Origin of the sequence: Cupriavidus mimosae, from assembly GCF_023952485.1 — a bacterium.
Lineage (GTDB): Bacteria > Pseudomonadota > Gammaproteobacteria > Burkholderiales > Burkholderiaceae > Cupriavidus > Cupriavidus taiwanensis_C.
In genome coordinates, this window is record NZ_JALHRY010000009.1 from 112,209 (window position 1) to 130,045 (window position 17,837).

General features: G+C 66.6%; 16 protein-coding genes. 8 read left to right on the top strand and 8 right to left on the bottom strand.

Translation table 11 applies throughout. The features are described from left to right. Window positions 1-25: 25 nt before the first annotated feature. Window positions 26-1,009, bottom strand: a complete 984-nt coding sequence (locus MKD50_RS17905; RefSeq protein WP_252668010.1) for a Bug family tripartite tricarboxylate transporter substrate binding protein — start codon at window positions 1,007-1,009, stop codon at window positions 26-28. Between the two features lie 82 nt (window positions 1,010-1,091). Next, window positions 1,092-2,006 carry a LysR family transcriptional regulator gene (locus tag MKD50_RS17910; RefSeq protein ID WP_252668012.1) on the bottom strand — a complete coding sequence of 305 codons (915 nt, stop codon included), beginning with the start codon at window positions 2,004-2,006 and terminating at the stop codon, window positions 1,092-1,094. 224 nt (window positions 2,007-2,230) lie between these two features. Between MKD50_RS17910 and MKD50_RS17915 the strand changes: the two genes are divergently transcribed. Continuing rightward, window positions 2,231-2,767, top strand: a complete 537-nt coding sequence (locus MKD50_RS17915) for a dihydrofolate reductase family protein (RefSeq protein ID WP_252668014.1) — start codon at window positions 2,231-2,233, stop codon at window positions 2,765-2,767. Between the two features lie 286 nt (window positions 2,768-3,053). After that, window positions 3,054-4,037, top strand: coding sequence for a Bug family tripartite tricarboxylate transporter substrate binding protein (locus MKD50_RS17920; RefSeq protein WP_252668017.1), 984 nt, complete (start codon window positions 3,054-3,056; stop codon window positions 4,035-4,037). A 58-nt stretch (window positions 4,038-4,095) separates the two neighbouring features. On the opposite strand, the gene MKD50_RS17925 is transcribed toward MKD50_RS17920, so the two are convergent. The 4 genes from MKD50_RS17925 to MKD50_RS17940 all read right to left on the bottom strand — a co-directional run bounded on the left by MKD50_RS17925 (window position 4,096) and on the right by MKD50_RS17940 (window position 9,388). Further along, window positions 4,096-5,163: a CaiB/BaiF CoA transferase family protein gene (locus MKD50_RS17925; protein ID WP_256503766.1), complete on the bottom strand. Its 1,068-nt coding sequence runs from the start codon at window positions 5,161-5,163 to the stop codon at window positions 4,096-4,098. After that, window positions 5,160-7,286 carry an acetate--CoA ligase family protein gene (locus tag MKD50_RS17930; protein ID WP_252668019.1) on the bottom strand — a complete coding sequence of 709 codons (2,127 nt, stop codon included), beginning with the start codon at window positions 7,284-7,286 and terminating at the stop codon, window positions 5,160-5,162. The genes MKD50_RS17925 and MKD50_RS17930 overlap by 4 nt, the downstream gene beginning before the upstream one ends. A 92-nt stretch (window positions 7,287-7,378) precedes the next feature. Further along, entirely contained in the window at window positions 7,379-8,527 is a 1,149-nt protein-coding gene (locus MKD50_RS17935; RefSeq protein WP_252668021.1) for an acyl-CoA dehydrogenase family protein, read from the bottom strand. A 111-nt stretch (window positions 8,528-8,638) separates the two neighbouring features. Then, window positions 8,639-9,388 (bottom strand): IclR family transcriptional regulator, encoded by a 750-nt coding sequence (locus MKD50_RS17940; RefSeq protein WP_115682286.1) that lies wholly within the window; start codon window positions 9,386-9,388, stop codon window positions 8,639-8,641. Window positions 9,389-9,587: 199 nt separating this feature from the next. On the opposite strand from MKD50_RS17940, the gene MKD50_RS17945 reads away from it, so the two are divergent. The 5 genes from MKD50_RS17945 to bcsZ all read left to right on the top strand — a co-directional run bounded on the left by MKD50_RS17945 (window position 9,588) and on the right by bcsZ (window position 14,207). Further along, complete coding sequence (locus MKD50_RS17945; protein WP_252668023.1) at window positions 9,588-9,992, top strand: Zn-ribbon domain-containing OB-fold protein; 405 nt, start codon at window positions 9,588-9,590, stop codon at window positions 9,990-9,992. Beyond that, window positions 9,989-11,137: a thiolase family protein gene (locus MKD50_RS17950; RefSeq protein ID WP_252668025.1), complete on the top strand. Its 1,149-nt coding sequence runs from the start codon at window positions 9,989-9,991 to the stop codon at window positions 11,135-11,137. Before MKD50_RS17945 ends, MKD50_RS17950 begins: the two co-directional genes overlap by 4 nt. Before the next feature lie 86 nt (window positions 11,138-11,223). After that, the gene (locus tag MKD50_RS17955; protein WP_252668027.1) at window positions 11,224-12,015 is read left to right on the top strand and encodes an enoyl-CoA hydratase/isomerase family protein; all 792 of its coding nucleotides are present in this window, start codon (window positions 11,224-11,226) and stop codon (window positions 12,013-12,015) included. A 55-nt stretch (window positions 12,016-12,070) separates the two neighbouring features. Beyond that, a complete protein-coding gene (locus MKD50_RS17960) occupies window positions 12,071-12,883 on the top strand; it encodes an SDR family NAD(P)-dependent oxidoreductase (protein WP_115699594.1) in 813 nt (270 codons plus the stop codon). A 142-nt stretch (window positions 12,884-13,025) separates the two neighbouring features. Further along, entirely contained in the window at window positions 13,026-14,207 is a 1,182-nt protein-coding gene (gene bcsZ / locus MKD50_RS17965; RefSeq protein ID WP_252668029.1) for a cellulose synthase complex periplasmic endoglucanase BcsZ, read from the top strand. 426 nt (window positions 14,208-14,633) lie between these two features. Here the strand turns inward: bcsZ and MKD50_RS17970 are convergent, their stop codons facing one another. Continuing rightward, window positions 14,634-15,836, bottom strand: coding sequence for a M20 aminoacylase family protein (locus tag MKD50_RS17970; RefSeq protein WP_252668031.1), 1,203 nt, complete (start codon window positions 15,834-15,836; stop codon window positions 14,634-14,636). Window positions 15,837-16,079: 243 nt separating this feature from the next. Here MKD50_RS17970 and MKD50_RS17975 point away from each other — a divergent pair, with 243 nt between their 5' ends. Next, a complete protein-coding gene (locus MKD50_RS17975) occupies window positions 16,080-16,544 on the top strand; it encodes an Lrp/AsnC family transcriptional regulator (RefSeq protein WP_252668033.1) in 465 nt (154 codons plus the stop codon). Window positions 16,545-16,585: 41 nt separating this feature from the next. On the opposite strand, the gene MKD50_RS17980 is transcribed toward MKD50_RS17975, so the two are convergent. Continuing rightward, window positions 16,586-17,809, bottom strand: a complete 1,224-nt coding sequence (locus tag MKD50_RS17980; RefSeq protein ID WP_240071543.1) for a diaminopropionate ammonia-lyase — start codon at window positions 17,807-17,809, stop codon at window positions 16,586-16,588. Window positions 17,810-17,837: the final 28 nt, after the last annotated feature.

Here is a 17,837-nt window from a genome sequence, read left to right on the forward strand (position 1 = left end):
TTGCGAGACGGGCGGCGTGGTTGCTTCAATCGATACTGATGTGACCGGCCTTGATGACCGCGCCCCATTTGGCGGCATCGGCCCTGATAAGGTCGGCAAACTGGGCGGGGGTACCGGGGGCAACGGTGGCGCCCAGGCTCTCGTGCTGCTTTACGATGCGCGGATCGGCCAGGATCGCGTTGATCTCGGTGTTCAGCTTCTGCACGATGGCGGCGGGCATGCGAGCCGGCCCGACCACCCCGCCCCAGGTCACCATTTCGACGGCGGGAAATCCGGCTTCCGCGATGGTTGGCACATTCGGCAGCAACGGCGAGCGGTTGGGGCCAGTGATGGCCAACGCGCGAATACGGCCAGCGCGTACCTGCGGTTCCATGGAGGTGAAGTTGCTGATCATCAACTGGATCTGCCCGGCTGCCAGGTCAGATTCCGCCGCGGGCGCGCTCTTGTAGGGCACGTGCGTGATCTGTATGCCGGCCTTGGTCCGGAACAGTTCGGTCACCACGTGCAGCGACGTTCCCGTACCGGTAGAGCCGTAGAACAGCTCGCCGGGATGACCCTTGGCGTATGTCACAAGGTCGCTGACGGAATTGACGGCAAGCGAAGGAGTCACGCCCAGAAGATTCGGCTGCGTCCATTGCTTTGCAATCGGCGTGAAGTCCTGGATTGCGCGATAAGGCAGCCGTTTGGCGGCAAGCGCGGCGACGACGAAGGTAGAGAGGTTAGCGCCCCCGATCGTGTATCCGTCCGGCTCCGCCTTGGCGACAACATCGAGGCCGATCACGCCCGCGCCGCCGGGCCGGTTCTCCACCACAAAGGGCTGGCCAAGGCGCTGGCTGAGGGCGGCGGTGAGAATGCGCGCCGTCACATCCGCCGCGCCCCCGGCGGCCGCATTGACAATAAAACGCACCGGCCGATTGGGGTAGTCGCCCTGCGCGACGGCGGCACACGCCGCAAAGGTCGCCATCAGCCCGACGGCGGCGCGGCCTATGTCCAGGATAGATAACTTCACAACAGTCTCCCCTCTTTTAAAAATCATGATGGAGATGTTATGAAGGTGCGGCCCTTGAATCTATGGCGCCGGCGTTAGCAACCTATTCAGATTCGATATGGGTCCGCGCCTTTGCCGTCGCCGTCGACAGGTATCGGAGCAGATCCCGGGCCGGCTTGCCAAGTCGGGCATCGCTCATGGCGGTGGCATAGAAGGTATAGCTCAGCGTCGGCCTCAGCGGTAGCACCACCCCGCCACGCTGCCGATGGAGCACCCCGGTCAGGGCATCGACGATCGAAACGCCCATGCCACGCAGCACCAGTTCGCTCATGGAGTGGAACAGCGAGGCCTCGACGGTGATGTCCAGTTGCACCCCCGTGGTCGCCAGCAAGGCGTCCAGGCGCTTCTGGAACGTGCCGGTCTGGCCGACGAAAGGCTTCCCCTCAAGATCCTTCAACTCGACGGCGGCCGCCTTAGGCGACAGCCATTTGCGGGTCCCGATGCAAACGCAATCAGCGCTGAATTCAGCAACGGTCTCGAGATCGCCAAGGGAGAGAATATCCGCCGTGAAGCCGATGTCTGCCTGGCGATTGCGTACCGCACGCGCGACTTCGACATACGACGTCACCGAGAGCGTAATGAATACATCCGGATATTTGCCTCGCAGGTGCTCGATCGCCTCGGGCATGATCGAGTGTCCGATCGACGGGATGGTCGCGATGGAGAGTCGTCCCATCTTCTGCTTGCGCAACTGATCAGAAAATCTCATGATCTCGTCCAGTCCCAGGAAGGATTGCTGGACCTTTGTCATGAGCGCAAGGGCTTCCTCGGTCGGCTTCACCGTGCGGCCGTGCTTCAGGAAGAGCGGGAAGCCGACTGCCTTCTGCAGCTCGGCTATCACGCGGCTCATGGAGGGCTGGGACATGCCGAGCGCATCGGCGCCTGCACTCATCCCGCCATGCGCGATGGCGGCGCGAAACGCCTCGATCATCCTGTGGGTTATGACTTTCTCGGACATAGGTCGCCTAAGGCTTGCTCGGGTGCCGCCTGGTCGCGGTACGGATATGCAGTATAAGGGTCCGACGGAATACCGATGACGCGCCTTTCTGCAAGCCGCTTCCCTGCCGGCGACACGATTTCAGATGGTCCGCGCGCGGTAATGATGCTCAAGATGGCGGCTCTCGGGCCGGCCCAGCAGCCACATCCCAACGCTACGCCCCGGCGTATTTCAATGGAAGAGAGATGATCACCGGACACGTCTTCATTGCCACCAGCCTCGATGGCTTTATCGCCCGCCCCGACGGCGACATCGGCTGGCTGCTCGAGCGGGATGACCCGGCCGAAGACCACGGCTACACGGACTTCATCGCCGACAAGGACGCCATCGTGATGGGCCGTGGCAGCTATGAAAAGATCATCACGATGGGCGAATGGGCCTACGACCGTCCGGTGCTGGTGCTGTCCCGGCAACTGGCCGGCAAGCCGGTGCCCGACGCGTTACAGGGCAAGGTGCGCTTTTCCGATGCCACGCCCGCGGACGCGATGGCGCAGCTGGAGGCGGAAGGGGTGCGGCGCGTTTATGTCGATGGCGGCCAGCTGGTGCAGTCGTTCCTTCGCGAAGGATGGATCGCCGACATGGTGATCACCACGGTGCCGGTGCTGATCGGCGCAGGCCGGCCATTGTTCGGCGCCCTGCCGCACGACGTAAGCCTGAAGCTTGAATCGAGCCGCCACTTCCCTTCCGGACTGGTGCAGTCGGCCTATCGGGTACTGCGCTGACGCCCTGCTGACAGCGGGTGGGGGCGCCCTGCCCTCGCGCCCGCTGCTATCGGGCTCAAATGAGCTCGAATTCGCCATCCTGCGCGCCTTCCTGAGCCGGCGCATCTGCGTCCGCAGCCCCTGAAAGCGAGCGCCACGCTCGCCCTCCGATTTGCGGCAGTGACCGCCGCTTCCCCGATGACACCACCCCGGGTGGCTTCCCTCGTCCTTGGATTCCCTGTTTTTCTTTTCTACGATTGGCTGTATATTAATTCGACATTTCGAAGACAATATCCAGGAGACAAAGATGAACAGAACTTTCCGAGTCCGGCTGCGACCGCTGGTGGCAATGCTGGTCCTGGCGCCGTCGCTGTCATGCGCGCAGGAAAAATTTCCGAGCCGGCCGATCACCTGGATCGTGCCGTTCACCCCCGGCGGAATCACCGACACTGCATCGCGCACCATCGCCAAGAAGATGTCGGAAACCCTGAAACAATCGGTCGTGGTGGAAAACCGGCCCGGGGCCGGAGGCATGGTCGGCACGGACGTGGCGGCGCGCGCGGCGCCCGATGGCTACACATGGATCTATGGCACCCAGGGCACGATGGCGGCCAACCTGGCGCTGTACAGCAAGGTGCGCTACGACCCGCTGAAGGACTTCGTGCCGGTCCACGCGCTTTCCGAAACCTCCACGATCATGGTGGTCAACAGTTCGCGCCCCTACAAGACCGTCAGGGAACTGGTGGAATACGCCAGGAAGCACCCGGGCAAGGTCAACTTCGGATCGGCGGGCGCCGGCACCGGCACGCATCTGAGCGCCGAACTGTTCCAGGCCAGCGCCGGCGTCAAGCTGACCCATATTCCATACAAGGGCAGCTCACCCGCCATCAACGACTTGCTCGGGGGCGTGGTCGACGTGATGTTCGACTATCCGAGCATCGTGCTGCCGTTCATACAGAGCGGCAAACTGCGCGCGCTCGCCACCACGGGCAAGGAACGCCTGGCGCTGCTGGCGAACGTGCCCACCATCGCCGAATCCGGCTATGCCATGGCGCAGGCCAGTAGCTGGTCCGGCATCCTGGTGCCGGCCGGCACGCCGCCGCAGACCGTGGCGCTGATTGCGAAGGCGACCGAGCAAGCGCTGCGCGACCCCGAGGTGCGCAAATCGATCGAGCCATACGGCAGCATGCCGATGTACGGCCTGTCCGAAGCCAGGTTCGGCAGCTTCATCCAGGCCGAGATCGTGAAGTGGGGCGATGTGGTCAAGAAGTCCGGCGCCAGGCTGGACTGATCAGGCCAGCTGCGCGGGGCGCGACGCCAGGCCGCCGCCCCGCGATACCCGCGATACTTCAGGCCATCCCTTCCAGCGTCACGGGAAACCCGGGCAGCGGCCCGCTTTCCGTCTCGGTGATCCGCGCGCCCGACCTGGTCCGGGCCTGCGCAACTGCCTCGACCGCGTCCAGCACCGGAAACACGGGCAGATCGGCTTGCGCCAGGCGTGCCATGAGCACATCCGCGTCATACTCGGCCACGCACTGCGCCAGGCGCGCATTGATGGCATCGGCATGCGCGATCCGCGCGGCGTGGTCCACGCAACAGGGATCGTCGGCGGCAAACAGACCCAGCGCCGAATTCAGGCCGCGCCAGAAGTGCTCCTCCAGCGCCGCGATGGTCAGGAAGCGGCCATCCTTGCAGCGGAACACGCCATAAGCGGGCTTGCCGCCCAGCATCGCGCGCTGCGCGTCGGGGGTGGTCGCGGCCTTCTGGCGAAACAGCCCCAGCCGAGGCGCCATCCAGTGCAGCACGCTGTCGGCAAGCGCCGCGTCCAGATACTGGCCGCGTCCGCTCGACGTGCGCTGGTAGAGCGCGGCCAGCAGCGCGGAGAGCGCCGTGGAGGCGCCAGCCAGATCCGCGATCGGCAGCATGGCCTGGTGCTCCGGCGGACCACCCGGTGCGCCCGTCAGTGACAGCGCGCCCGCCGCCGCCAGATAGTTGATGTCGTGCCCTGGCAGCAACGCATGCGGGCCGTCCTGGCCAAAGCCGGTCAGCGACAGGTAGATCAGACGCGGAAACTGCTCGCGCAGACTGTCGTAGTCCAGCCCGAGCCGGCGCATCACGCCGGGACGATAGGATTCGATCAGGATGTCCGCCTGCGCGATCAGCTCCCGCAACTCGGCCAGGCCGCTGTCGCGCTTCAGGTCGCAGAACACGCTGCGCTTGCCACGGTTGAGCGCGGCGAACAGCCCCGGTGCCAGGCGTCGGGCGTTGTCCCCGTGCGGTGGGCGTTCCACCTTCACGACTTCGGCGCCCATCTCGACCAGGGACTGCGTCAGGAACGGGCCGGGGAGCAACTCGGTCATGTCGATCACGCGCACCCCCGCGAGCGGCGGGGCGTGGCTTGCTTGGGTCGTGCTCATTGCTCCCCCTCGCCTTGCGCCATCACGATCACCGCATCGAGCGGCAAGACTCCTTCGCCCGCGACGCCGAGCCAGACCGGGTTCAGGTCCATCTCGACCAGCCGGTCCGCATGCGCGACGACGAAGTCCGACACCTTCACCAGCAGCGCCGTCAGCGCGGCGATATCGCGACGCGGCTTGCCTCGCGCGCCATCGAGCAACGGGAAGCAGCGCACCTCGCGGATCATCGCCTCGGCCTCGGTGGCCGACAACGGCAACATGCGGCGCGATACGTCCTTGAAGACCTCCACATAGATTCCGCCCAGGCCGAAGGTCAGGATATGCCCGAACACCGGGTCGCGCGAAACGCCGATCAGTATCTCCAGCCCGCCAGGCGCGGCCATATGTTCGAGCAGCAGTCCTTCGATGCGCGCCTCGGGCACGTGGCGCGCGACCGACGCGTGAATACCTTGCCAGGCCGCCTCGAGCCCCGCTTCATCGACGATGCCGACCACCACGCCGCCGACGTCCGACTTGTGCTGGATCTGCGCGCTCACCACCTTGGCAACCAGCGGGTAACCCACCTCGCGCGCCAGCGCTCGCGCCTGCTCCAGCGTGGCCGCCACTCGCGACACCGGAACGGCGATGCCGGCCTGGCGCAGCAGCGCCTTGCCCTCCGGCTCGGACAGCGCCCGCGCGGGCACGTCGGCCAGCGGCCGCGCAGCGGTCTGCAGCAGCGGCCTGAAGTCGAGATCGGCGCGGGCACGCCAGTCGGCATAGGCCAGCCAGCGCTGCACCGCCTTGACCGCCTTGCTGATGCTGCGAACGGGCGCCAGGCCCGCATCGGCAAACACCTTGTAGGCGTCGCCCTGGCGCTCGCTCATCCAGATCGGCAGCATCGGCACCGGGCTCTCTTCCTGCACCTGTACCGTGATGTCGGCCGCCAGCTTGGTGATGGCGCCATACTCGAGCGCCTGCGGCAGCAGCACCAGCGATACGTTGGGGTCATGACAAACCGCCTGCAGGCAAGTCCGCGCCAGCTCCGGCCTGGCCATCACGGCGGTGGTGGTATCGATGGGGTTGTCGATGGCGGCATACGAAGGCAAGGCGTCGCGCAGCACGGCAAGGGTCTGCGGCGCGAACTCGGCCAGCTGCAGCCCGGCGTTGCCGACCATGTCGGCGCACAGCGCCGCGGTGCCGCCCGACCCCGAGTAGATCGCCAGGGCACCACCCTGGCGCGGCAGGCCGCGCGCAAACAGCCAGGCGGTGTCGATCAGCTCGTCGATGTCATCCACCTCGACCACGCCAAGCTGGGCGAACACGGCGCTGTTGACCTCCGCCGAGCCGGTAATCGATGCCGTGTGCGACTGCGCTGCCTTGCGCCCGTATTCGGAGCGCCCCACCTTCAGCGCCACCACCGGCTTGCCCTGGCGCGCCGCATGCTGCACGGCGGCGACGAACTTGCGGCCGTCGTTGACGCCTTCGAGCAAGGTGGCAATGACCTTGATATCGGGCGCATCGGCCATGTAGTGAATGAAGTCGCTCACCTGCAGGTCGACCTCGTTGCCGCTGGAACTCCAGAGCCCGACCCCGATGCCACGGTCCATCGCCTGCAGCACGTTGCGGCCAAGGCCGCCGCCCTGCGTGGCCAGCCCCACCGGACCGCCGCGGAGATCGTGCCGGAACGACGGCGAGAAGGTGAAGCCGAGCCGCTCCGTGATATTGGTCAGGCCCGGGCAGTTTGGTCCGTAGATGCGCATGCCAGTGCGTGCCACGATTTCCTTCATGGTCTGTTCGGCGGCCTTGCCCTCTTCGCCGGCTTCGCCAAAGCCCGAGGTCAGGATGATGGCGAAGCGCACCCCTTTCTCGCCGCACTGCTCCAGTACGGCGAGCACGTGCTCGGCGGGCACCGCCACCAGGGCAGTGTCGGGCACCGCCGGCAGCGACGCCACGTCGGGCCAGGCCTTGTGCCCGGCCACTTCCTGCCTGGTCGCGTTGACCAGGTACACGTCACCCCGAAAATCCGAATGCTCGAGCAGGTTCTCGAGCGCGCGGGCGCCGATGCTGCCACTGCGGTCACTGGCGCCCACCAGGGCAATGGAACGCGGGCTGACGAGCCGCGACAGGTCTTGGTATGTCTCCATCTTTGTTCTCTCGATGCGGAAGTCTGTGGAATCCGGCGCTACGCTGATGCGCCGGGCGATAAGCGTTGGCACGCTCGCGCGGCTGTTGCCGCTCAGGCAATGGCCGACATGCCGAGGATCTCGCGGCCGACGATCAGGGTCTGTACTTCGGTGGTGCCTTCGGGAATGGTGCCGCCACGCGTATCGCGGAAGATGCGTTCGATCGGGTAGTCGGTCGCATAGCCGAGTCCGCCGTGCACCTGCAGGGCCATGCTGGCCACTTCGTGCGCGGCCTCGGTCGCATACAGCTTGGCGATCGACGCCGAGACCCGCGTATCCTCTCCGCGGTCGAGCGCCATCGCGGCGCGGTAGCCGAGCGCACGTGCCGCTTCCACACGAATCGTCATGTCGACGATCATCTTCTGCACGAGCTGGAAGCCACCGATGGGTCGGCCGAACTGGGTGCGCGTCCTGGCGTAGTTAGTGGCCAGGTCGAGCGCGGCCTGCGCCGCGCCCACGGCGCCCATCGCGATATTGACACGCGCCCCGTCCAGGCCCTGCAGCATGCGCTTGAGCGCGCTGCCCTCCTCGCCCAGCAGGTTCTCGCGCGGCACGCGAACATTGTCGAAGCCCAGTTCGGCGGTGCCGGTACTGCGCAGCACCATGGTGTCGACCCGGCGCACCTCGTATGGACTGACGTCGCGCTCGACCAGGAAGGTCGACAACTGGCCCTCGCAATTGTCGCTATAGGTACGGGCCACCACGATGCCGAAGTCGGCGAATGCGCCATTGGTGATCCAGAGCTTGCGGCCATTGAGCACGTAGTGATCGCCGTCCAGGTCCGCACGCGTCTGTATCTGCGCGATGTTGGAGCCGGTACCCGGCTCGCTGATCGCGGTAAACACCTTGCGCTCGCAGGCCAGCAATGGCGCGAGAAAACGCGCCTTCTGCTGCGCCGTGCCGACCGCGGCAAGCTTGGCGATCGGGCCGTTGGTAATGTTCAGGATGGTGCGCAGCGAAAGCCAGGCATAGCCGGCCTCTTCCATCATCATCGCCCAGGTGAGCTGGTCCAGCCCCATCCCGCCCTGTTCCTCGGAGAGGCGCCCGCCGATATAGCCGAACTGCGCCAGACCCTTCAGGATCTCGAACGGAAAGGTTTTCTCCTGGTCGTGCCGGCTGACCAGCGGTGCCACCTCCGCCTGCATGAATCGGCGAATATTGTCGCGCAGCAGCCGCTGCTCGGGAGTTGCTTCGAAAAACATGGGGGTCTCCTGTAAAAGCCCGGTTAGAAATACGGGCGACGCCGGGCAGCATTGCAGGCCCGGGCATCGCCGATACCAGGGCCGGACACAGGGACGGTCCCATGCGCCGGCCTAGTTTTGTTGGAAGGCGGGGAAAACCAGATCCCGCGCGGCCTCGATCACCTCCAGGTACTCGTCCTTGCGGCGCTTGAATCGTTCGGTGGGACCCGCCAGCGAGATCGCGAACGGTTCATCGCCGATCCGTCCGGCCACCGCAATGGCCGTCACACCTTCACCGCCTTCGTCCTCGACCCAGGCCCAGCCGCGCTTGCGCACGTCGGCGATCTGCTTTTCCAGCACCACCGGATTGATCTCCGTCCTGGGTCCCAGCTTGGGCAGCGCGCGCAGGCGCAGCTGCCGCGCCGCGTCTTCCGGTGGCAGTACCGCCAGCAGGGCCTTGCCAAGCGCCGTGGCATGCAAGGCCAGGCGCTTGCCAACCCGCAGCACGTAACGCAATTCGTAGCGGCTTTCCTGGAAGCCGGTCACCCGCACATGGGCCCCGTCAAGCCGGCCGCACAACGAGGTCTCGCCGGTCTTGCCGGTGAGGAACTCCGTGGCCTCGGCGGCCACCGCCGCCAGCGGATCGTTGCCGGCAATGGCTTCACAGATCGAATGAAGCCGCATGGTGGGATAGAAGCGGCGCGTGCGCGCGGTCCGCATCAGATACCCGGTCTCGGTCAGCGTATGCAGCAGGTCGGAGCAACTGCTCTCCGGCAGATCGAGCAGGCGCGCCAGTTCCGAATTGGAGAGCTCGCGCTTTTCGCGCGAGAACACCTCGAAGACGGCAAGACTGCGCGCGGCAGCAGGAACAAAGCTAGGCATGGGTTCTCCGAAATCCTCGTGATGGCAGGGCGAGATCCGCCCAAACCGCAAGTCTACGAGATTTCGTACGCGCTTCCGTGTTTGACAGGGGTCGTTACTACGATATACTGGATGCTAATACGACCTATCGTAGTTATGCAAGATAAAGATCGGCACCGGTGCCAGACCGCACGGCACCCGCACGCTTAAAAGGAGACCCATGCAAAGCGAGCCATCCCGTCCGCCTGAAACCCAGGGCGCGCCATGCCTGGCCGTCCTGCGCTGCGGCGCTTGCGGCCATCCCACCTATCCCGCTTCGGCCTATGGCTGCAAGTTCTGCGGCGCGGAGCCCGAACGTGGCACCGTTGAACAACTGCCCGCCCGGGGCACGCTGCGCAACTACGTGACCGTGCATGCGCCGCTGGTCCCTGGCATGCCGCCGCCATTCGTGGTCGGCGAGGTCGACTTTGCGCCAGGCATACGCGAAGAGGTGCTCGTCGACGTGGCCAGCGAATCGGAACTGGTTCCCGGCATGACGGTCCAGGGCGTGATCCGCCGCGACGCCCCCTGCGGCGACCGCTTTCCGCTGCGCTTTGCCCCCGCGACCGGGGAGGTGCAGCGATGAACCGACTGCTTCAGCAAACCCCCGTGTACGTCATTGGCATCGGGCTGCATCCATACCAGTTCGCATCGGATATCCCCTATGTCAGCCTCGGCCTGCGCGCGATGCGCGAGGCGCTGGCCGACGCCAACATCGCCTGGCCCGAGGTGCAGAGCGCCTACGTCGGGACGTCGGCGATCGGCATGGCTACCGGGCGCGTCATGTTCCGCCACCTGGGCTCCACCGGCCTTGCCGTGACGCAGGTGGAAAGCGCTTCGGCATCGGGCTGCTCGGCGTTCCGCCAGGCGTGCCTGGAGGTGGCAAGCGGCGTCTCCGACGTGGTGGTGGCGATGGGCGTGGACAAGTTCGGCGATGGCCGCAAGGCCGCCGACAAGGACGGCCTGCCGCACCTTGCGCCGACCGCGACCATGCCCCCCGTGAAGTTCGCGCTGATGGCGCATGAATACCTGCGCCGGCATGGCCTGAAGCCCGAAGCCATGGCGCGCGTCGCGGTCAAGAACCACGGCAATGCGGCGCTCAACCCGTACGCACAGTTCCGCAAGCCCCGCACGCTCGAGCAGGTCATGGCCTCGCCCAAGGTGGTGGGCGACCTGACGGTGCAGCAGTGCTGCCCGCGCGGCGACGGCGCCGCTGCCGTGATCGTGGTATCGGAGGCCGCGATCAGGCGTCTCGGCCTGGACAAGCGCCGCGCCGTGCGCGTGCTGGCATCGGCGGCGAACAGCGAGCAGCTCGAGCAAGGCGATGCGTCGGCAGCCATCGACATGGTGCGCAGCTCCACCGCACTGGCGTACGAGCAGGCCGGCATCGGGCCGCGCGACCTGAACCTGGTGGAGCTGCACGAGGCCTTCTCGATCGAGGAACTGGTCTACACCGAGGCCATGGGCCTGTGCGCACCCGGAGAAGGGGCAGCCTGGCTAGAACGCGGCGCTTCGGCGATCGGCGGCCAATGCGCGGTCAATGCATCGGGCGGCCTGCTCGGCATGGGTCATCCGACCGGGCCGACCGGCATTGGGCAGATCGCCGAGATCACGCGCCAGATCCGCGGCGAGGCGCACGGACGGCAACACCCGGGCGCGCGCCTGGGCCTGGCGCACATGATCGGGCTCGGCTCGGTGGCCTTCGCCCACGTGCTGGCGGCATCGCAGTGATACCCCGGGTGCGCCGGCCGCAGCTGCCGCCGGCGCACCCTCGCGCGGACATCGGCGCGAACATCATTCCAATCAAGGAGACATCGATGCAGTTCGAAACCCTGTTGTACGAGGTGGTCGACGGCGTGGCCATTATCCGGCTGAACCGCCCGGAGCGGATGAACACCCTGGGCGGCACCATGAAGCCGGACCTCGCCAAGGCATTTTTCGAGCTGGCGCGGGACGACGCCAGCGTGCGCTGCGTGGTGCTGACCGGCGCCGGCGACAAGGCGTTCTGTGCTGGCGCCGACATCAAGGAGCGCGCCGCGGGCACGGCCCATCCCGCCGACTACTACGTCACGCAGCAACGTACCCACGAGCTGTTCCGCGGCATCGAGGAATTCGAGAAGCCCGTGATTGCCGCCATCAACGGCGTGGCGCTCGGCGGCGGCCTGGAGCTGGCCCTGTGCGCCGACATCAGGCTCGCCGCCAGGTCGGCCCGCTTCGGCCTGCCCGAGATCAGGCTCGGCGTCATCCCGGCCGCCGGCGGCACGCAGCGCCTGCCGCGCGTGGTGGGTGCGGCAGTGGCCAAGGAACTCATCTTTACCAGCGAACTGATCAGCGCCGACGCGGCGAAGGAGATGCGCCTGGTGAACCGCGTGACCGACGACGACAAGCTGCTGGACGAGGCCTTGACCATGGCCAGGCGCATCGCCGCGCAACCGCCGTTGGCCGTGCGTTTTGCCAAGCGGTCAGTCAACCTGGGAATGCAGGGCCCGGTTGACATGGGCCTGCAGTTCGAATGCTACGGCGCGGCCATGGTGGTGGACAGCGAAGACCGGAAGGAAGGGATGCGCGCCTTCGTCGAAAAGCGCGAGCCCCGCTTCGTCGGGCGCTGAGCCACCGCGGCGGACATTGAAACATCGACATACCGAAATCTGGAGGAGAACCGAAATGGAACTGCATCTGCAAGGCAAAGTCGCACTGGTGACGGGCGGCGGACAAGGCGTAGGGCGGCGCATCTGCCTGGAACTCGCTGGCGAAGGCGTCAGCGTGGTGGTCAACGACTACTTCCTCGAGCGCGCGCAGGCCGTGCAAAAGGAAATCGAAGCCGCAGGCGGCCAGGCATTGGCCGTGCAGGCCGACATTGGCGACGCCGGGCAGGTGGAGCGCATGTTCGCGCTGGCACGGGAACGCTTCGGCGATGTCGACATCCTGGTGAACAACGCCGGCGTAACCGTGGCGCGCCGTACCAGGGGCGGCATGCCGCCGACGTTCATGGAAATGCCGGTGGAAGACTGGAAGGAAGTCGTCGACCTGAATGTCTACGGCGTGATGAACTGCTGTCGCAGTGCCCTGCCCGGCATGCAGCGCCAGGGCGGCGGCAAGATCGTCAACATCATGTCCGAAGCCGGACGGGTCGGCGAGGCGCGCCTGGCGGTCTACTCCGGCGCCAAGGCCGCCATGCTGGGATTCGCCAAGGCGATCGCGCAGGAGCACGGGCGGGATTGCATCAACGTCAACACCATCGCACTGGGCGCGGTCTCGCACGAAGGCATCGCCAACGGTCCGCTGCACCCGTCAGCCACTCCCGAAACCGACGACCGCCTCAAGAAGATGCTTGGCGCCTACCCGATCGCACGCGGACTTGGAAGGCTGTCGCGGCCGGAGGATATCTCGGGTGTGGTGACGTTCCTGGCATCGGATCGCGCCGCCTTTATCACCGGCCAGAGTCTGGGCGTGAGCGGTGGCTACGTGATGCTTTGATGCAGCCCCGATGGGCGCGATCGGATTTATCACCGCGCCTAGGTGACCGCCCCGAGTTGTGGCATAAACTCTTCCGAAAGCGCGCCCGCGATGAGCCGTCCAGAGCGCCCACCGCTCTACACCGCGGCGCATCGCCTTCGCCATGACAAACCCAGCCCGCCGCCGTTACGTGACTTATGCCTGCGCGCTCGGCGCCAGCGCGCTGACCGCCGCATGGCCCACCGAGACGCGCGCCCACGCGCCGCCTGCCACGCGGCGCGCATCCCGCTGGCCGCTCTACCGGCAGTTTCTGGAACGCTTCGTGCAGGCGGATGGCCGCGTGATCGACTACTCCACGCCCTCGTTGCAAAGCACGTCCGAGGGCCAGTCCTACGGTATGGTGTTCGCGCTGGTCGCCGATGACCGCGATGCGTTCGACCGTCTGTGGCGCTGGAGCGTCGCCCACCTTGGCAATGGTCGCCTGGACGACAAGCTGCCCGCATGGCAGTGGGGCCGGCACGACGACGGCACGTGGGGCGTGCTGGACCGCAATCCGGCTGCCGACGCCGACCTGTGGTTCGCGTTCGCGCTGGCGGAGGCGGCGCGCCTGTGGCAAGCCCCTTCCTACGCTGATGCGGCACGTGCCTTGCTGCGGCGGGTGGCAGAGCAGGAGGTGGTGACGCTGCCCGGCTTCGGCCCCATGCTGCTGCCCGGTCCGCAAGGGTTTATCGACGATGGCCCCGATGGCTCGCGCCGCTGGCGCCTCAATGCCAGCTATCTGCCGGTACCGCTGCTGCGCCGGCTCGCCGCCTTCGACCCGTCCGGCCCGTGGGACAAGCTGGCCGCACAGGCGGCCAGGCTGATCGGCGCGGTGTCCCATGCCGGCATCGTGCCGGATTGGTCGGCCTACCGCGCCGGGGGGCGCCGGCAGGGATTCGTGCGCGATCCGGTCAAGGGAGACGTCAGCAGCTATGACGCCGTGCGGGTCTACCTGTGGGCTGGCATGACGCCGCAGCAGGACAGTACGCGGCGCGCGCTGATGCGGGCTTTGCTGCCCAACGCGGCGCGCGTGGCCGGCCGTGCGGCACCGCCGGAGAAGATGTACGCGCAAAGCGGCAAGGTCGAAGGCACCGGGCCGCCGGCTTTCTCCGCCGCGCTGCTGCCGTTCCTGCAGGCCGCCGGCTCGCCCGCCCTGGCCACCCAGATGGCACGTGCGCAGAAGATCGTGGGCGCTCCGTCGGGGCCCGGCGCCCCGACTTACTATGACACGGTGCTGGGCCTGTTCGGGCTTGGGTTCATGGAAGGGCGCTACCGGTTCTCCGCCTCGGGCCAGCTCGACATGTGATGGCGCAAGGCCGATGCGTCTGCCGCAGGATGCGCTTTGCCTCGCATCTTCGTGGAAACAGCCATGGCCGGAAACAAAATCCACGTCGTGCCCGTCGATGCCTCCGGGGCCCGGGCGGCGTGCGCCGCATGCGCCGGGCTGCGCTGACCCGGGCACCTGCATCGGGAAACGCCATGGGTGCACGGCGAAAAAGCTGACGGGGCGTCGGCCTTCGCGCTCGGCATCGGCGAAAGATACGAGGCTGCCGACGAAGGGGGCGGCCCGCGCGACCTGCCGCCAGCATACGAGCACGTGAAACTGGCTGCATTTACTGCAGCGTCAGAACAGCGACGATTGCGGTGTGGCCGCCTGCTTCCAGACAATCCGGTTTTCCGGCGGCAGGCTTTCAAAGGGCACGTCGCGTGCGCATGGCGCGTCGATGTCGTATTAGAGCGTGAGGCCCAGTCGATGCTCTCCGCCCCGGTGCACTGGCAATGCCACCCGGGCCAGCTCCGCGAAATACCGCGCCCCGACGCTCAGCACTCCGTCGTTGAAGTCATAGCCGCTGTTGTGCAGCGGAACGCCGCCAGGCATTCCTGTCTCGCCGTTGCCGATAAAGACAAACGCCCCTGGCACGGCCTGCAGGAAGGCGCCGAAGTCTTCGGAGATCATCATCGGCGCGATGTTGCCGTCGACGCGGTCGCTGCCCACGACATTGCGGGCGGCCTCCAGGGCGGAAGGCACCCACTGCTCCCAGTTCACCGTCGGCGCGAACTCATGGGAGTAGGTGAAGGCGCACCCGGCCCCATGCAGCTGGCAGATTCCCTCCGCTATCTCGCGCATGCGGGTTTCCAGCAGCGCCTGCACCGCAGGCGTATAGCTACGCGTATCGCCCTTGATGGTCACGTTGGTCGGAATGGCGTTGCGGATGCCATCTGTGATGAACTCGGTGCACGAGATCACCGCGGGCAGGCCGGGATCGAGGTTTCTGGATACGATGGTCTGCAGCGCCAGGACGATCTCGGCGCCGATCACGATTGGGTCGACCCCCATGTGCGGCCGCGCGGCATGCGTGCCGCGCCCTTTCACTTGGATCACGAAGTTGTCCTCGCTGGCCATGATGCCGCCGGCGCGCGTGGCGATGCTGCCGGCCGGCAGCCCGGGCATGTTGTGCGCACCGAAGATGGCGTCCACGGGGAAACGCTCGAACAGGCCATCCGCCATCATTGCCTTGGCGCCACGCCCATGCTCTTCGGCGGGCTGGAAGATAAACCGCACCGTACCCTCGAAATCGCGGCGTTCGCTGAGCAGTCTGGCGGCGCCCAGCACCATCGCCATATGGCCATCGTGGCCGCAGGCGTGCATCTTGCCGGGCGTGGCAGACGCATGGGCGCGTCCCGGCGCGTCTTCCTGAATGGCGAGCGCGTCCATGTCCGCGCGCAGCCCGATCACGCCGGTACCTGAGCCGGCGCGCAGGTTTGCCACCACGCCCGTGCCGCCGATGCCGCGATGCACTTCCATGCCCATCTCGCCAAGCACGCGAGCGATGAAGTCCGCAGTTTGCCATTCCTCGAAGCCCGTCTCAGGGCAGCGGTGCAGCGCGTGGCGCCAGGACCTGAGTTGTGCAGCCAGTTCGTCGTCAGAAATCATGATTCGGTCCGCAAGAGAAAACATGAGGCATGGCCGATCATAAGGGCTGCCCGCTGCAACGATGTCCGGTTCCACGGGCTCTATTCGGGACATCGTTGCGTGCCTGGCCGTTGCCCCGGCAAAACGTCGCGATTCAAACGAGATGGCGCCGGGGATGCTGCCATGCTCGGCCTGGGATGCGAAAATGGCCGTTCCATGCCATGCGCAGGGCCACAGCCCCGCGCGCAAAGAGGACCACGGGCAATGCAACTCGACGCGTATGACCGCAAGCTGCTGCGGCTGCTGCAGGACAACAACAAGCTCTCGCAGCGACAGCTGGCCGATGCCGTCAACCTGTCGCCGTCGGCCGTCAACCGGCGTATCGCCGCGCTGGAAGCGGATGGCGTGATCGTCGCCAATACCGCCGTGGTCGATCCCCCACAGGTCGGCAAGATGATCACGGTACTGGTCGAGGTGACGCTGGAGAACGAGCGGCTGGACCTGCTGGACGAGGTCCGCAAGCGCTTCGTCGACTGCCCGCAGGTCCAGCAGGTGTACTACGTGACCGGCGACTTCGATTTCCTGCTGGTGCTGGCCGTGGCCGACATGACCGAGTACGAGCGCCTGACGCGCGAGTTGTTCTTTGTCTCCGGCAACGTCAAGAACTTCAAGACACACGTCGCCATGCAGCGGGCGAAGGTGTCGCTCGGTGTGGCGATCGAGCCCTGAATGGGCTCGATCATGCATCGTGTCTTGTCAGTACGCGTGGCTCAGCGTGCCGTCCACGCGGCCTGGCGCGCCAGGACGGAATCCGCCGATTCGCCCACCAGTTGCTGGTAGACCACGGGAGCGGTGGCTCCTTCGGTATTGATCACCAGCACGCGCGAACCAGCATCCAGTCCGGCCGCTGCGGACAGCGCCGGCTGCGCGCGCAATACCGCCAGTCCCGCGACGCCGGCCGCTCCGGATTCGCCAGCGACGACGGGCACGTCCCCGTCGTCGCCGCTGGCGAGACGGTGCATCGCGGTCACGGCGTCGTCGTCGGCAATCGTCATGAAGACATCCACGCTGGGTTCGAGGAAGCGCCAAGCCAGCGGCGACGTCTCGCCACAGGCGAGTCCGGCCATCACCGAGTCGACCGAGCCGGTTGCCCGCGCGGGGCGCCCCTGGAGCGCACTTTGATACAGGCAATCGGCCTGGCCGGGTTCGACGACGATGAATCTGGGCCGGCCGGCACCGAAGCGCTCCCACAGATAGCTGGCCACGCCGGCGGCCAAGCCGCCGACGCCCCCTTGCAGGAACACATGCGTGTACGGGCATGGCTGGCCGGGCGCGACGTCGCGCTGCGCCAGCACTTCCGCGGCAATGGCGCCATAGCCTTGCATCACGTCGCGCGGGATGTCCTGATAGCCCTCGTAAGAGGTGTCGGAGACGACAGTCCAGCCATTGGCCGCGGCCAGCCGCGCGGCTTCCTCGACCGACTCGTCATAGTTGCCGACGATGCGCACGATGCGCGCGCCGCAGGCCGCAATCGCGTCTTCGCGCTCCTGGCTGACGTTCGCATGCAGCACGATCACGCACCGGCAGCCGAAGCTGCGCGCCGCCGCGGCGAGCGCGCGGCCGTGATTGCCGTCGGTGGCGCTGATCACGGTGAAGTCGCGCAGCAGCGCGGCATGGCGGCCGGCGATCAATTCGAACGGATCGAGGTCGCGCTCCGGAAACATGCGCAGCACCAGCCGCACCAGCGCGATGGGAGCGCCGAGCGCCTTGAAGCTGCCGAGCGGCGAGCGGGCCGACTCGTCCTTGACGCTCAACTGCGCGATGCCAAGGCTCGCGGCCAGGCCGGGCAGTTCGCGCAGCGGCGTGGGCCCGGCGTTGAGCTGGTCCCAGTGCGACAGCCACGCGAGGCTGCGCCCGGCTTCGGCGATGCTCATCAGCTGCCTCAGCTCGGCCGGATAGTCGCACAGGTGGGCGCGGGAATTAATGGTCAGCATGGGGGTATCTGCGGTCATTGGAGAAGGG